16 protein-coding genes are annotated in these 16,050 nt (G+C 39.1%); 8 read left to right on the top strand and 8 right to left on the bottom strand.

Going from position 1 to position 16,050, the window contains the following annotated elements:
- Nucleotides 1–68: 68 nt before the first annotated feature.
- From LVD16_RS05540 to accD, 5 genes are all read right to left on the bottom strand, one after another.
- Nucleotides 69–473 carry a hypothetical protein gene (locus LVD16_RS05540; protein ID WP_233772898.1) on the bottom strand — a complete coding sequence of 135 codons (405 nt, stop codon included), beginning with the start codon at nt 471–473 and terminating at the stop codon, nt 69–71.
- Nucleotides 474–560: 87 nt separating this feature from the next.
- Complete coding sequence (locus LVD16_RS05535) at nt 561–1,328, bottom strand: SDR family NAD(P)-dependent oxidoreductase (protein WP_233772896.1); 768 nt, start codon at nt 1,326–1,328, stop codon at nt 561–563.
- Nucleotides 1,329–1,433: 105 nt separating this feature from the next.
- Complete coding sequence (locus LVD16_RS05530) at nt 1,434–2,363, bottom strand: helix-turn-helix domain-containing protein (RefSeq protein ID WP_233772894.1); 930 nt, start codon at nt 2,361–2,363, stop codon at nt 1,434–1,436.
- Between the two features lie 228 nt (nt 2,364–2,591).
- Complete coding sequence (locus LVD16_RS05525) at nt 2,592–3,197, bottom strand: N-acetylmuramoyl-L-alanine amidase family protein (protein WP_233772892.1); 606 nt, start codon at nt 3,195–3,197, stop codon at nt 2,592–2,594.
- Nucleotides 3,198–3,316: 119 nt separating this feature from the next.
- On the bottom strand, nt 3,317–4,156 hold the full coding sequence (accD, locus tag LVD16_RS05520; RefSeq protein WP_233774574.1) for an acetyl-CoA carboxylase, carboxyltransferase subunit beta: 840 nt from the start codon (nt 4,154–4,156) through the stop codon (nt 3,317–3,319).
- A gap of 175 nt (nt 4,157–4,331) precedes the next feature.
- On the opposite strand from accD, the gene fbaA reads away from it, so the two are divergent.
- From fbaA to LVD16_RS05480, 8 genes are all read left to right on the top strand, one after another.
- Entirely contained in the window at nt 4,332–5,408 is a 1,077-nt protein-coding gene (gene fbaA, locus LVD16_RS05515) for a class II fructose-bisphosphate aldolase (protein ID WP_233772890.1), read from the top strand.
- Nucleotides 5,409–5,557: 149 nt separating this feature from the next.
- Nucleotides 5,558–7,621: a PP2C family protein-serine/threonine phosphatase gene (locus LVD16_RS05510; RefSeq protein WP_233772888.1), complete on the top strand. Its 2,064-nt coding sequence runs from the start codon at nt 5,558–5,560 to the stop codon at nt 7,619–7,621.
- Between the two features lie 43 nt (nt 7,622–7,664).
- Complete coding sequence (locus tag LVD16_RS05505) at nt 7,665–8,003, top strand: STAS domain-containing protein (RefSeq protein WP_233772886.1); 339 nt, start codon at nt 7,665–7,667, stop codon at nt 8,001–8,003.
- A complete protein-coding gene (locus tag LVD16_RS05500) occupies nt 8,000–8,410 on the top strand; it encodes an ATP-binding protein (RefSeq protein WP_233772883.1) in 411 nt (136 codons plus the stop codon). Before LVD16_RS05505 ends, LVD16_RS05500 begins: the two co-directional genes overlap by 4 nt.
- A 104-nt stretch (nt 8,411–8,514) precedes the next feature.
- On the top strand, nt 8,515–10,497 hold the full coding sequence (locus LVD16_RS05495; RefSeq protein ID WP_233772881.1) for a peptidylprolyl isomerase: 1,983 nt from the start codon (nt 8,515–8,517) through the stop codon (nt 10,495–10,497).
- Nucleotides 10,451–11,359: a peptidyl-prolyl cis-trans isomerase gene (locus LVD16_RS05490; protein WP_233772879.1), complete on the top strand. Its 909-nt coding sequence runs from the start codon at nt 10,451–10,453 to the stop codon at nt 11,357–11,359. The genes LVD16_RS05495 and LVD16_RS05490 overlap by 47 nt, the downstream gene beginning before the upstream one ends.
- The gene (locus tag LVD16_RS05485; RefSeq protein ID WP_233772877.1) at nt 11,337–12,719 is read left to right on the top strand and encodes a peptidylprolyl isomerase; all 1,383 of its coding nucleotides are present in this window, start codon (nt 11,337–11,339) and stop codon (nt 12,717–12,719) included. Before LVD16_RS05490 ends, LVD16_RS05485 begins: the two co-directional genes overlap by 23 nt.
- Nucleotides 12,720–12,751: 32 nt before the next feature.
- On the top strand, nt 12,752–13,717 hold the full coding sequence (locus LVD16_RS05480) for an AAA family ATPase (RefSeq protein WP_233772875.1): 966 nt from the start codon (nt 12,752–12,754) through the stop codon (nt 13,715–13,717).
- Between the two features lie 9 nt (nt 13,718–13,726).
- Here LVD16_RS05480 and LVD16_RS05475 read toward each other — a convergent pair whose 3' ends face one another.
- From LVD16_RS05475 to pheS, 3 genes are read right to left on the bottom strand one after another with little or no spacing between them, the layout of a single operon-like run.
- On the bottom strand, nt 13,727–14,167 hold the full coding sequence (locus LVD16_RS05475) for a Rieske 2Fe-2S domain-containing protein (RefSeq protein ID WP_233772872.1): 441 nt from the start codon (nt 14,165–14,167) through the stop codon (nt 13,727–13,729).
- Nucleotides 14,160–15,023 carry a 3-hydroxyacyl-CoA dehydrogenase family protein gene (locus LVD16_RS05470; RefSeq protein WP_233772870.1) on the bottom strand — a complete coding sequence of 288 codons (864 nt, stop codon included), beginning with the start codon at nt 15,021–15,023 and terminating at the stop codon, nt 14,160–14,162. Before LVD16_RS05470 ends, LVD16_RS05475 begins: the two co-directional genes overlap by 8 nt.
- Nucleotides 15,023–16,048, bottom strand: coding sequence for a phenylalanine--tRNA ligase subunit alpha (gene pheS, locus LVD16_RS05465; protein WP_233772868.1), 1,026 nt, complete (start codon nt 16,046–16,048; stop codon nt 15,023–15,025). The genes LVD16_RS05470 and pheS overlap by 1 nt, the downstream gene beginning before the upstream one ends.
- Nucleotides 16,049–16,050: the final 2 nt, after the last annotated feature.

Genomic DNA, 16,050 nt, shown 5'->3' with positions numbered 1-16,050 from the left:
CATCGAATAGTAAAGAGGTCGCATCAAACGTGGCAGACAAGCTCCACATTTGATACAACCTCTTTATTTTAAAATCTATACCTGATACCCCAGCTTCCTCTCAAAATACTATCATCTTCTGCCAGAATAGGCGCAAGCTCAATTTGGCAACCAAAATGCTTCTGTTCGAATGGGTAAATATTTATTCCAATCGGAATTACAACACCTTCGAAAACATTTACTCTGTAACCTATGCCTGCATAGCCATTTACAGTTTCATTCTTCGCATAGATATAACTGGCCGTTAGCTCTACACTCAAATCGTCTAAATAAGAATCCATGCCTATCCTTAGCTCAGGTAAGAATGTATTATTTATTTCATAACTCAGCCCTACAAAGGGTATGTTAGATTGATGAGCACTAACGCCAAATTGAGAATAAGCCTTGCCCATAACTACACAGAGCAAGGTGCAAAGAATCATTTTTTTAATCATAATCGCTGAGGTTATTTTATTGAAAAATATAGAATTAATTATATTTAATAAAACAACCTCAGCAATTATTTGACCAAAACGTATTTATTAGATATTCATACCGCCAGAAACTTCAATGCGCTGTCCGTTGATCCATCTGGCATCTTCTGTACAAAGGAAAGCTACTACGCCACCAATATCTTCTGGCACTCCGGCTCTGCCCAGCGCCGTAGAATTAGCCACCATCTGATTTGTTTCCTTGTTATCTCTTACATGGCCTCCTCCGAAATCTGTTTCAATAGCACCTGGAGCCACTACATTAGCCTTAATTTGTCTACCACCCAGCTCTTTAGCCAAATATTTGGTAAGCACCTCTACAGCTCCTTTCATAGACCCGTAAGTGGAAGATCCTGGCATGGCAAAGCGAGCTAATCCGGAAGAAATATTCACAATGCCGCCGCCATCATTCATTAATGGCAATGCCTTTTGAGTAAGGAAGAATACACCCTTATAATGGATATTCATAATATCATCAAACTGCTGCTCGGTAGTTTGTGCAAACGGCGAATAAAGCGCTGTACCAGCATTGTTTACCAAATAATCGAAATTAGAGCTACCTGTATTTTCCTTTAAGTGTGAACCTACTTTTTCGAAAAAGCCATCGAACTGAGAAATGTCGCTGGTATCTAGCTGGAAAGCTATGGCCTTTTGTCCTATATTCTGAACTTCCGCCACTACTTCATCGGCTTTTTCCTTATTGCTGTGATAAGTAAAAATCACATCTAAACCTTTTTTTGCCAAGTTGATAACCATATCTCTTCCGAGTCCGCGACTACCACCTGTTACAACTGCTATTTTTTGATTGTCTGTCTTCATCTTTAATTACTTTTTAATTCTAATAAGATGAAGCAAAGGTCGTACAATTACCCAAGCGGGCGTTTGTAAGAATCAATCCATAGTTTGCAAAAATCAAATATGAAGCTATGCACGGAAAGCCAGTGGAGCCTGCTCTGTTCTCTTCTTGAAGAAATTAGAAAAATGGGCCACCTCTTCAAAACCCAGGCTATAGGCAATTTCAGAAATATTCCAGTCAGTTTGTTTAAGCAAAATCTTAGCTTCCTGTAACATGCGGCTGGTTATAACTTCTGTTGTAGTCTTACCTGTGCTTTCTTTCAGCACCTTATTGAGGTGATTTACATGTATGGCCAATCGGTCCGCATATTCCTTGGCCGATCTCAAACTCAGCTTCTGAGTGGGTGATTCAATAGGAAACTGGCGCTCTAATAGTTCTATAAAAAGTGAAATGATTCTAGCTGAGGCATCTTGCTGACTATGTACGGTGCTGGCTGGCTGTAATTTTTGGCCATAATGAATCAGCTCGATCACATAATTTCTTAACAGGTCATATTTAAACTCATAATCAGAGCTGATTTCTTCCTGCATTTTTTTGAAAATCCAATTGATTTCATTGGCCTTTTCTTCTGATATTTCAAACACAGGATAGCCGCCTGCTTTAAAAATAGGAAGGTCATCCAGCACCAGACCGCTTTTATTCTTCACCATGAACTCTGCAGTGAACACACAAAAAGAACCTGCCTGATTCTCATCTTGAGGCAACCAATGATAGGGCACTTTAGGCGTACCGAAAAGAAGGGCGTTCTTTTCCACCTGAATCACCTTATCAGCATATTCAGCCCTGTTTTTCCCTCTAATTAAGCTTATTTTATAATAGGCACGTCGGTTATAAGGCATTTCCGCCTTGCGCTTTACCTTTTGGATGGTGTCTGCCACATCAAAAACATTGAAGTGACCAATTTCCTTCGTGATGCCTGGAGGCAGAAGAGCACTTATTTCCTTACCGGTAAAATCAGCAGCTTCTTTGTAGAACTCATCTAAAGTAACATTTCTCATAATCCACCTCCTCTGGTTTGTAAAATTCAAATATACAAACAATAATTCAGCAGCAATGCTAATGCCTTCGCTTGTTTTTTCTTTCCTCAGCTCTGTTGATAAAATACACTATGAGTTTCACGATTTTATCAAAACTAAAAACAGCAATCAGCGCCAAAATCAGCAGAACCCAACCCGCTCCTTTCCCGGATAAGAAGGTCTCAATGATATCCATTTTGAATAACCACTTTACAATGACTTTTGAATGGCCGTTACAATAGTATTAGCAATTTCATTCTGGCCGGCTTCACTGGATAAATACGCTCTATCATGCTCATTAGATAAATAGCCCATATTAAGAAGCACACCTGGACTATCTAAATTCCTCAAAATAAAATAGTTACCAGCTTGAACCGGCTGCTTTTCAAAAGCGTCTGGAAAAGATGCTACCAAATTTTCAGCAACCACAGAAGATACTGACTCATAGTCCTTATTTGCACAGACGGTAGCCTGTATGCCCTGCTCATTTACATTTTCATGAGTAGATACATGCAATGAAATTAGAAGATCAGGCTTTAACAGATTGATCTCTTCAACCCTTTCTTTTAGTGTTTTTAAGTGATCTGTATTTCTAGATAAGACTATTTTGATACGAGTATCTGAATTGAACTTCTGCAGCTTTTCGGCTATAGCCAATGTCAAATCCTTTTCCGCAATCTCATCTAACCTAGCTCCGGCATCAGCCCCTCCATGGCCCGGATCTATCACAACAAGTTTTTCCTCTCTTGCTGGATAAAAGGCACTTAGAAATACTGCAGCCAGGATTACAATAGAAAATTTAATCACTCTGTTCATAGCGGTAAGATTTAAGTTATAATATAAATCTAATAAAAAATTTCACTTCTATGAAAGGAGCATAAAAAAACTGCTTCGGTTATCGAAGCAGTTTTTCATTAAATATATCGTAGCTAAACTTATTTCAACATTTTTAATAACGTAGTAAGCTTAGCTTTTAAGTTTCTTCTGTCCACTATAAAATCAAGGAAACCATGATCTAGCACAAACTCTGCACTTTGGAATCCTTTAGGAAGATCTTTACCAATGGTTTCTCTAATTACCCTTGGCCCGGCAAAGCCTATAAGCGCACCTGGCTCAGCAATGTTAAAATCTCCTAGCATAGCATAAGAAGCAGTAACACCACCTGTAGTAGGGTCAGTTAATAATGAGATATAAGGTAATTTAGCCTCACTAAGTAAAGCCAGTTTAGCAGAAGTTTTAGCCATCTGCATAAGAGAAAGCCCTGCCTCCATCATTCTGGCACCACCAGACTTAGAGATCATTAAGAAAGGCTTCTTGTTTTCAATAGAATGATCAATAGCTCGTGCAATCTTCTCACCCACCACAGATCCCATAGAACCTCCGATGAAACCGAAATCCATACAAGCAATAGTTAAATCTAAGCCATTGATTTTACCGTGTGCAGTTCTTACCGCATCTTTAAGACCTGATTTTTTCTGAGAAGCTTTAATCCTTTCAGGGTAAGCTTTGGTGTCTTTGAATTTCAATGGGTCACCAGACTCCATATTTTCATCCAACTCAGTGAAATTATTATCATCAAAGAGAATTTCGAAATACTCTTTGCTACCAATCCGAACATGGTACCCATCTTCCGGGCTTACGTAGGAATTGTTTTTCAATTCCCTGGTATGTATAATTTTTCCGCTTGGAGTTTTAAACCAAAGGCCGTCAGGCGCTTCTTTTTTCGCCTCTGTAGGGGTCTGAATCCCCTTATCTTTTCTTTTGAACCAGCTCATGTTATCCATATATATTTATTGATCCACGATCAATTACAGTCTAAATGATTCTTGCAAATATCTACCTTAATACCAATCTTTCAAAAATTACCTATAAGAATGTGTCCAACCTAAATTATTTAGTTTATTTGCATAGCATAATAAAAGCACATTTAATCATTAAACTAATAGAATAATGTCAGCTTCATATTTAAAACCGGGAGTAATCACCGGAGATGATGTACAAAAATTATTTCAGTACGCAAAAGAAAAGCAGTTTGCATTACCTGCGGTAAATGTAACAGGTACTAACACAGTAAACGCAGTTTTAGAGACCGCTGCTGCTATTAAATCTCCCGTAATTATTCAATTCTCAAACGGTGGCGCAAGTTTTTATGCTGGTAAAGGTTTACCAAATACTGACCAACAAGCCGCTATTGCAGGTGCCGTTTCTGGTGCCAAGCACGTTCATCAAATGGCTGAACTTTATGGAGCTACTGTAATACTTCACACTGACCACGCAGCTAAAAAGCTTTTACCATGGATAGATGGTATGCTAGATGCTGGCGAGGAATTCTATAAATCTCACGGCAAGCCGCTTTTCAGTTCTCACATGATTGACCTTTCTGAAGAGTCTTTAGAAGAGAACATAGACATCTGTAAAACATATCTGGAGAGAATGAGCAAAATGGACATGACTCTGGAGATTGAATTAGGTGTTACTGGTGGTGAAGAAGATGGTGTAGACAATACAGACGTAGATAGCTCTAAGTTATATACTCAACCAGAAGAGGTAGCTTATGCTTATGAAGAATTAGGCAAAATAAGCCATAGATTTACTATTGCAGCAGCTTTCGGTAACGTACACGGTGTTTATAAGCCAGGTAACGTAAAATTAACTCCTGTAATTCTTAAGAATTCTCAGGATTACATCAAAGAAAAATATAACACTAGCGAAGACCACCCTGTAGATTTCGTATTCCACGGAGGTTCTGGTTCTACTGTAGAAGAGATCAGAGAAGGTATTTCTTACGGTGTTATTAAAATGAACATAGACACTGATCAGCAGTGGGCGTTCTGGGAAGGCATCAAAAATTACTACAAAGAGAACGAAGGTTTCCTTCAGGCTCAAATTGGTAACCCTGACGGAGATGACGTGCCAAACAAGAAGTTTTATGATCCAAGAGTTTGGTTAAGAAAAGCTGAAGACTCTTTCATTGTAAGATTGAAAAAGGCATTTGAAGACTTAAATAACGTAGGCACTATCGCCTAATCTCGTTTATTAAGAGATTTAAAGCCCTGATTGGTGAAATTCACTGGTCAGGGCTTTTTATTTTTAAACTCAAAAAAGTCCTTTGATCATGTCATTTATTATTTAAAAAAAGATTATTTACTATCTTCAAGGCAATTTTTTAAAAATCTATGCTCAGCCGGAAAGCCGTAATCAGACTCACCACCCTAGTCTCCATCATTGCATGGGTGACTATGGTATTCACTGAGCTTTCCATTGTTTTCAGTAACAAGATCGACATGAACTCGGGAATTGCTGATAGCATTCCTAAAATAGCGCTGAGTGTTTTCATTCTTTCACTATTCGTTTTCTTCAAATACAGAATTGAAAAAGCTGAGAGTGTAAACTTCATAGACCTGCTCTGGAAAGTATTCGTAACCGGGCTTATTACCACCATAGTTTCTCTGGTGTTTCGCCTGTTTCTTATATTGCTGGGCAGCACCAAGCTGGCTGAAAATGTACTCTTTCAAGAGTTTATCTATCTAATAAATCTGGGTCTATTGGCTTCATTCCTCATTTCTACTTTCATAGTATGGAAAAGGCTCATTCTCTACCAGAAATCCAAGTTCTTACTTACCGTATGGCAGATCTTTGAATATGCCTTATTAATAAGTCTACTTTACGTGGTACTTCCTGTTCCGGCCATTGCGAACTTAGAGAGGTACTACATGGGTATATTAGTGCTTTTAGGAATCTTCCTTTCGGCCAATATGAAATGGGTAGCCTACCTTAACTTTAAGCAAAAGTGGAAGAGCATCCTGCTGATTTTGCTGGCCATGTTCTATCTGGGCTATTTCGCTTTTACGGTATTCTCTTTTGCAGATGACATTGGCAAAAACACACCTGTTTTCCTTAATATCGGGAATAATATCTTCCTGATATCTTTAATGATATTCATATTTATTTACTCACTTTTCTCACTACTGGTAATTTTATTTAACCTTCCTACCAGTTCGGTATTTGAGCAAAAGCTGGAAGAAGTAGTTAACTTCCAAAGGCTTAGCCAGTCTATCCAAACCGAGCAGAACGAGGAGAGAGTGTATGACATTTTGCTTGAAAGTGCCACCAGCACCGTATTTGCTGATGCCGCCTGGATCGAGATTTTCGAAGAAGAAGGCAACAGCAAGTTCTATACTCACAAAATATCAGTGGCCGAAGTAGGTACTATTAAGGAACACATTAGCAATAATAAGATTTCTGGCGTGCTGGAGCCTAGCTCTGATAAATCTAAGAACGCGAACAAGTACCTTTCTACGCTGAGATCATCGCGCTTTAGGTCCATCATGGCTTTTCCTATTTATGTAAAAAACAGCCATGTGGGTACGCTTGCTCTTTTAAAGGATGTAAGTGATGGTTTCAATAAAGAGATGTCTAAGATTATAGACACCTTTACTAACCAGGCCGGAATATCCATTGAAAACTTCAGGCTTCTTTCTGAGGCCCTTGAAAACGAGCGATATAAGGAAGAGTTAAAAATTGCCAAGCGCGTACAAAGCAGCCTACTTCCAAAGGTATTGGACCACGGGCAAGATTATGATATGATAGCCTTTTCTGAGGCTGCAGATGAAGTAGGAGGTGATTATTATGACACCTTCAGGATCAATCAGGATAAAATAGCTCTAATTATTAGTGACGTATCCGGAAAAGGAACGTCAGCGGCCTTCCACATGTCTCAAATGAAAGGGGTGTTTCACAGTTTTGCTCAGTTGGATTTACCTCCAAAAGAGTTTTTAGTTAAAGCCAATACTGCCTTGAGCCGCTGCCTGGATAAGACCTCGTTTATCACCACTTCTTATTTTGTAATCGACAGTGAGCGACAAAAAGTAGAGTTTGCCAGAGCCGGCCACTGCCCTACGCTATATTATGATTCGCAAACCGGGAAAGCATCCTATTTTCAGAATAAGGGCTTGGGCTTAGGGATCATTAGAAATAACGAGTTTGGAAACTACATCCAGACTAACTGCTTTCAATATAAAAAAGGCGATATAATAGTGCTCTATACCGATGGTATAACAGAGGCTAAGAATGCCAAATCAGAAGAATTTGGTTACGAAAGGCTCCAAAACTTTATAGAGACTGTGAGCCATAAGGAAATAGTGAACATACAGGAAGATCTTATCAACGCCCTTTACGAGTTTTCGGGATCAAAGGCCATTGATGATGATTACACCACTTTAATAATAAAATTTACCTAAAGAAGTAAGTATAACATAAGTTTATATAATACGTAAAACAATTATGGTTGACATAAAAAGAATTCAGGAAGAGGAGTATGAAGTAATAAAAATTGTAGGTGAAGTAGATGCCAGCTCTTCTATAGAATTAGACAACGCAATACACGATGCCGTGGAAAGTGGCGGAAAAAAATTCTTAGTTGACTGTACTTCTCTGGATTATATATCCTCAGCCGGCCTGGGTGTTTTTATGTCTTATATCGAAGAATTTAAGAAAGAAAACATCCACTTAATACTATATGGATTGAACAAAAAAGTGGCAAATGTTTTCGAAATACTCGGTTTAGACCAGTTATTGAATATTGAACAAACAAAAGGGGAAGCGCAAGCTAAGTTGGGATGAAATATTGTTACAAAGTTCCGTGTCAAAAGGAGATGCTGAAAGACATCAGAACCTTCGTGAAGGAGGTTTTGAATAAAAACGGCCTCTCAGAAGTAGATGTAAGCACATTAGTATTGGCCATAGATGAGGTCTGTGCTAACCTTATTATCCATTCACACCAATGTAACGCCAGCGACTCCATAGAACTAGAAATCAAGTTCACCAAAAATAATGAGGTGGTTTTCAGCATTATTGATAAATCTGAAATGTTTAACATCAATAAGTACGAAGAGCCTTGTATAGATGATATCATCAAAAAAAGAAGAAAAGGAGGCGTTGGTCTCATCCTGGTGAAGCGCATTATGGATGACATTCAGATTACCACCGACCGAAAGAAGCACATTTGCCGCCTTTCTAAAAAGATATAACTTCTAAAATCTCACATATTTTTCATTCCTACGGCTTTTTCAGGCAGAATTCGTTAAAATTGCAAGGTTTATAGTATCTGGCCAGATAAAAAACAACAACCTAAATGAAACAGCTACTCTCCCTAATCCTTGTATTACTTATACTTAACTCCTGTCAGGTAAACAAAAGCTCTAACTCTGCACCTCAAGATAAGAGCAACAAAGCATTATTCACCGTTTCCGATGACACCACTTTTTGTGACGAATTTATGTACGTGTACAAAAAGAACAACATTAACAATGACAGCGCCTACACTCATGCTGACATTGCCGACTATCTCAACCTATATGAAAACTTTAAGCTAAAAATTAAAGAAGCCAAAAGCCGCGGCATGGACACCACAGCCGCTTTTCATAGAGAATTTAACACTTACAAAGAGCAATTAAAAAAGCCGTATCTTACTGAGAACAAAGTAACGGATCAGCTAATTCAAGAAGCCTATGACCGCTACAAAGAAGACATCAATGCATCTCATATTCTCATTACTGTAGACGAGAACGCATCACCAGAAGATACTTTAAAGGCTTACAATGAAATAATAGACATCAGAAACAGAGCGCTAAACGGCGAAGACTTTTCAAAGCTGGCGGGTGAGTTTTCAGATGATCCATCTGCTAAAACCAATGGTGGTAATTTAGGCTATTTCAGCTCATTCCAAATGGTTTACCCATTTGAATCAGCCGCTTATAATACTGCTAAAGGCAGCATCTCCACACCAGTAAGAACACGATTCGGATATCATATCATAAAAGTGCTTGACAGAAGGCCCAATCAGGGAAGAGTTGAGGTTTCGCATATTATGATTCGTATTCAGCCTAACAAATCTGACTCACTAGAGGCTAGAAATAAGATTTTTGAAATCTATGACCAAGCTACTGGCGGTGTAAACTGGGATCAACTGGCAAAAGAATTTTCAGAAGACATCAACTCAAAAAATAAAGGCGGCCTTTTGCCTGTTTTCGGCCTTGGCAAATTCCCATTTGAATTTCAGGAAGCGGCCTTCGCTCTAAAGAATCCGGGCGACATATCGGATCCTGTCATGAGCCCTTATGGATGGCACATCATCAAGCTAGAGAAGAAATATCCTATTGAAAGATTTGAAGAGATGGAGCCTACCATTAAAAATAGAATAGGAAGAGACAGCAGAGCCCAAATAAGCAAGAAGGTATTTATTAGCAGACTTAAGAAAGAAAATGACTTTCAGGAGTTCCCTGCTAAACAAAACCTATGGTCGTATGCTGATAGCAGCCTTACCAGAGGCAAGTGGGTAGCACCTGAAAATGCTGAGCTTTTAAACAATCCGCTTTTTTCTGTGAAAAACGAAAACTATACAGTGAATGATTTCGTAACCTATCTAGCTAAAAATCAGCTTCCTAATTCTTATACACCTGAAGAATATATGAAACAGATGTATAATAATTACACTGACCAGAAGTTATTAGCTTATGAAGAAAATCATCTGGAAGAGAAATATGAAGATTATCGCATGCTTGTAAAAGAGTACAAAGAAGGTATTTTATTATTTCAGTTGATGGAGGAAGAGGTTTGGAACAAAGCTGTAAAAGATACTGTAGGCCTTAAGAACTACTATGAAAACCACCAGGATAGTTACCAGGCAGGTGAAAGAGTAGAGGCTACTATCTATAATGCAAAGAGTGAGGACATTATAAAAGAAATTAAAGATTTATTGGCTAGTGGAGATAGTGTGAACACAAAAGCGCTGGAAGATAAATATAATCAGAAAGGTGCGCTATCTTTGCAGGTTAAAGAAGGGGTGTTTGAAAAGGAGGATGAGTCCGTCCTTGATCAGATTTCATGGAAAGAGGGTACATTTACTCAGGAGCAAAACGGAAGGTATAATCTTGTAGTTATACATCGAATTATTCCTGCAGGCCCGAAAGCATTAAACGAGATCAAAGGTATGGTTATTTCTGACTACCAAAATCACCTGGAGAAGGAATGGGTAAGTGAGCTTCGTGCAAAATACCCTGTGAAGGAAAATGAAAAAGGTCTCAAATACATATATGAGCAGTTGGAAGAAAAATAGTGTTTTAATATTATGCCTGTGCAGCTTATGGGGTTGTGATTTCATTAAAATGAAAGACAGCGCCAATGGCGAGGATTCCGAAAAAGGAGAGCCTATTGCCAGAGTAAAAGATCAATATCTTTACTTGGAAGACCTTGAAGGTATAGCTCCTGCCGGAATGAGCAAAGAGGACAGCTCTAGCCGCGTGGACAGGTTTATACATAACTGGATTCAAAAGCAGCTTCTTATTCAGGAAGCTGCCACTCAAATAGAATTTAATGAGGCTGATATTGAAAGGAAAGTATTAGACTATAAGTATAGTTTAATGGGCTACCAGTATCAGTCTTATTACGTGAATAAACGCTTGAATAAAGAAGTGAGCGATGAAGAAGTAAGTCAGTACTATGATGAGCACATCGATAACTTTATCCTGAAGCAAAATATTATCAGGGGCCGATATATAAAGTTGCCGCTGAATGCCCCGAAAATCAAGAAGGTAAAATCACTCATCACCTCCAGCAAGAAGAAGGATTTGGATGAACTCAACTCCTACTGTCTAAGTTTTGCTACCAAATACCAGCTAGACGACTCCGTTTGGATGATATTTGATGAGGTTATACAAGACTCTCCTCTAGCAGAGATACCTAACAAGGTACAGTACTTGCAAAAACAGAAATATGCAGAGACATCTGACGATAAGTTTAAATATTTCCTAAGAATAGAAGAATTTAGAATATCTGATAATATTTCTCCACTGGAGTTTGTGAAGGAGGATATTAGAAGTATTATTATAAATAAGCGTAAAGTAGAGCTGGCTAAAAAGCTTGAAGACGAAGTTTATGAACGTGCAACACAAAACAATGAATTTGAGATATATAACTAAGTATGTGGCGCTGGCATTCTTATGTGCCCTACAATGGACTGCAATTTATGCACAAGACGAAGCTGCAGAAGACCAGGAAGAATCATCCAGTCCAGGTGTAGTAGTTGATGAAATTATCGCCAAAGTAGATAACTACATTATACTAAAATCTGAGCTTGAAAACACTTATATAAACTACCTGGCCAATGGTAATCCTGCCACATCAGATGCCAGATGTAGAATCCTAGCACAGCTTATTAGCCAGAAGCTTATGGTAGCTAAAGCAGAAATAGATTCTGTAATAGTAACTGACGAAGAAGTAGATGGCAACCTGGACAGAAGGATGCAGATGATCCTTTCTCAATATGGTGGTTCTGCAGAGCAGCTAGAGCAGTATTATGGTAAAACTGTAGAAGAGCTTCAGGCCGACTTAAGAGATCAGGTAAAAGAGCAGCTGGTGGTGCAGAGAATGCAAGAGACCATCACAGCGGATATCAAGATCACTCCTTCTGAGGTTAAAAAATTCTTTGGAAAGATAGCTCAGGATAGTTTACCATACTTCAGCACAGAAGTAGAGGTAGCTCAGATAGTGAAAATACCGGAAGTAGGTGAGGTACAAATAGACGCCGCTAAGAAGAAATTAAGTGAGATAAGAAGAAAAGTACTAGCAGGAGAAGCTGAGTTTGAGGCCATGGCCAAAGAGTTCTCTCAAGACCCGGGTAGTGCCAAATATGGTGGTAATCTCGGTTTCGCACAAAGAGGTATGATGGCTCCTGAGTTTGAAGCATCTGCTTTAAAATTAAAGCCAGGTGAAATTTCAGCACCTTTCACTACCCAATTTGGTGTGCACATAGTTCAGCTTATTGAGCGTAGAGGTAATGAATATAACAGTAGACACATACTTATCTCTGCAGAACCTTCTGAAGAAGATATGGAAATCGGCTATGAGTATCTTGACAGCTTAAGATCAGTAATTATAGCAGACTCTATCTCCTTTACCAAGGCTGCTAAAGAATATAGTGATGACATGTATACTGCTGGTAGCGGTGGTTTCTTTACAGATAATAACGAAGGCATTAGAGTTTCAAGTGAAGAACTTGATCCTGTAATCTTCTTCGCACTAGACAGTATGCAAATTGGTGATATTAGTAAGCCAATTAAGTTCAGAACTGATAACGGCAAGCAAGCTATTCGTATCTTATATTACAAGTCAAAGGTAAAACCTCACCAGGCTAACCTTAAGGACGACTGGCAGAAAATACAGGCAGCAGCACTTAATGAAAAGAAAAACAGAGCTATAAACAAATGGTTTAATGGTGCTCGTGATGATGTATTCATTAGTATAGATGAGGAATACAATTATTGTGGTATATTGAATTGACAATACCAATCTTAAAAAACTAACAGCATTATATGAAGTCATTTGAGTCGGATGTAGAAGCAGCTAATGCCTTTCATGAGGCGTACCATAAACTAACTGCAGAAATCTCTAAAGTAGTAGTAGGACAGGACGAAGTAGTAAGACTTCTGCTTACCTCTATTTTCTGTCAGGGGCATTGCTTACTTATTGGTGTGCCTGGTTTAGCCAAAACGCTTCTTATTCAAACAATATCATCTGTATTGGACCTTGACTTCAATAGGATACAGTTTACGCCAGATCTTATGCCTTCTGACATTTTAGGTGCAGAGACATTAGACAGGGATCGTAATTTCAAATTTATCAAAGGCCCTATTTTCGCTAATATCGTGTTAGCGGATGAGATCAACCGTACTCCTCCTAAGACCCAGGCTGCCTTGCTAGAGTCTATGCAGGAGTATGCTGTTACCATTGCTGGCAAAAAGTATGATCTGGACAGGCCGTTCTTTGTGTTAGCTACACAGAACCCAATAGAGCAAGAAGGTACATATCCTTTACCAGAAGCACAGCTAGACCGTTTTATGTTTAATGTGCTGCTAGACTACCCTTCCTATGAGAAGGAGGTAGAAATTGTAAAGAATACCACCAGCGACGTTCGTGCTACTGCTCAGCATGTGCTGTCAGCTGAAGAAATTAACTTTTTCCAGCAGCTGGTAAGAAAAGTACCTGTTACTGATAACGTAGTAGAGTACGCGGTAGAGCTGGTTCATAAAACAAGACCTAACTCCACCAAGGCTACTTCAGTAACCAATGAATATTTAGAATGGGGTGCCGGTCCTCGTGCGTCTCAGTTCTTAGTGATTGGAGCTAAGTGTAATGCCTTACTTAACGGAAAGTATTCTCCTGATATAGAAGATGTAAAAGCCGTAGCTAAGCCTACCTTAAGACACCGTGTGGTAAGAAACTTCAAAGCAGAAGCAGACGGCGTTTCAGTAGATAATATTATCGATCAGCTTATTTAATAGCCACCTTTAATTCAGTACCTCATCAGTAATGGTGAGAGCTCGGCCTGAAAGATAAGCACCGTATTGCCTTAATGGATATTGTGCTGGTCCACCCATAGGATAACCGTTGTTCGAATTGAATTGTGATTGACAACAAGGGCAGAAAATATACAGCTTAGAACTATGTACACTTACTGTGGCGCAAGCTTCATAAGGATGATATGGACAATTTCTTTCATAAGCTTTGTAGCTGCCAGAGTTTTCTCTGTAAATAATTATTCCTCTTAAGCCTTCATCCAATTCATAATAGCCCTTATCAATAGCAAGGCTGTTATATTCAGGAAGATCAAGATTTATATATACATCAGCAAAGCTAGTGTATGGGATATCGCTCTGATAACTTTCATCACCGCAAGACATCATGCCTGCCATGAAGCAAAGCGCTAGAATAGAAAATATTTTATTCATAATTATAAAAACCTCTACCTGATTTTCTGCCGTGATGCCCCGCATTCACTTTCTGCTCCTGAATACGGTTAGGTCTAAACTTAGGATCTTCATGAAAGGCTCTGAACATAGACTCAGTTACAGAATAATTAGTGTCCACACCAATTAAATCCATCAGTTTAAATGGCCCCATACGGAAGCCTGACGTTTCCATTAACCTATCCAGGCCTTCCACTTCTGTGACACCCTCCTCAAGCACTTTAAGGCTCTCTACGTAAAAATGTCTGGCCACCCTATTCACGATAAACCCAGGTGAATCCTGAGCTCTCACAGGCGTTTTATTTAGCTTCTCCGCTAGTTTAACGGTGAGCTCGGTAGTATTATTATCTGTAGCAGCACCTGAGATCACCTCCACCAATTTCATGATGTGAGCAGGATTAAAAAAGTGCATGCCTACCATTCTTTCAGGCTTGGTAAGTACAGAAGCTATTTTTGTAATAGGAATGGAAGAAGTATTAGAAGCCAGTATGGTGTGATCTGCATTAAGCGCTTCAAGCTGAAGGAAGACCTTTCTTTTCACATCAAGGTTTTCCACTATGGCCTCAATAATAAAATCAGCGATAACTGACTTAATATCAGAAGTATAGGAGATAAGATCTAATGCCTTTGCCTTATCTTCCTCTGAAACTTTTCCTTTTTCAATGCCTTTATCAAGGTTGCCGATAATGGCTTTTTCTGCCTTAGATAAACTATCCTTTTCTATATCAAAAAGTATAGTTTTAAAGCCGGACATGGCGCAGATCTGAGCGATGCCCAGGCCCATAGTTCCGGCTCCAATTATTGCTACGGTCTTGATATCATTAACCGTATTTATCATCAGTGCAGTGTTTTAAACTGTTGTAAAAACCTCACGTCGTTCTCGGTGTAAAGCCTTAGATCATTCACTCTGAATTTCAGCTGAGTGATTCTTTCTATACCCATACCGAACGCAAAACCAGTGTACTCCTCAGGATCTATACCTGAGCTGGCCAGAACATTAGGATCTACCATTCCAGAACCTGCTATTTCTACCCACCCAGTGTATTTACATAGCTGGCAGCCATCCCCTTTACAAATCTGACATGAGATATCGATCTCAGCACTTGGCTCAGTAAATGGGAAATATGAAGGTCTGAATCTGATTTTAGTATCCTTATCAAACATTTCTTTAGCGAAATGATATAAAGTCTGCTTCAGGTCAGCAAAGCTCACGTTTTTATCTACATATAGCCCTTCTACCTGATGAAATACACAATGCGCTCTGGCAGAAATAGCCTCATTTCTATACACCCTACCCGGCATGATCGATCTCAATGGCGGCTTTTGATGCTGCATAAGTCTCACCTGCACGTTAGAGGTATGTGTTCTAAGTAAAATGTCCGGATTCTTCTCTATAAAGAAAGTATCCTGCATTTCTCTAGCAGGGTGATTTTCAGGGAAGTTAAGGGCTGTGAAATTATGGAAATCATCCTCAATCTCGGGTCCATCAGCTACGTTGAAACCTATTCTTTCAAAAATCTGAATGATCTGATTTCTAACATAAGTAAGTGGATGCATGCTACCTAAACCTGCTCCAGAAGGAGGCAAGGTTAAATCCGGATGAGCATGGTCTCCTCCTTCCGAAGAAGACTCCAGCTTATCAATAAGTTCTTTGAATTTGGCTTGCGCAGCTTGCTTCACCTCGTTAAGCTTCATTCCAAATGCCTTTTTCTCTTCATTTGGAACATCTTTCAAACCGGCAAAAAGCTCTCCTACTACACTCTTCTTACTAATAAAGCGGATACGGAACTGCTCTAACTCCTCTTGAGAATTAGCATCAGCACTTCCAATTTCTGCTAATATCGCATTTACCTTTTCCTGCATAA

Origin of the sequence: Fulvivirga ligni (assembly GCF_021389935.1) — a bacterium.
GTDB lineage: Bacteria > Bacteroidota > Bacteroidia > Cytophagales > Cyclobacteriaceae > Fulvivirga > Fulvivirga ligni.
The sequence above is the reverse complement of the archived record's forward strand: the minus strand, read 5'-3'. Positions and strand labels throughout refer to the sequence as shown.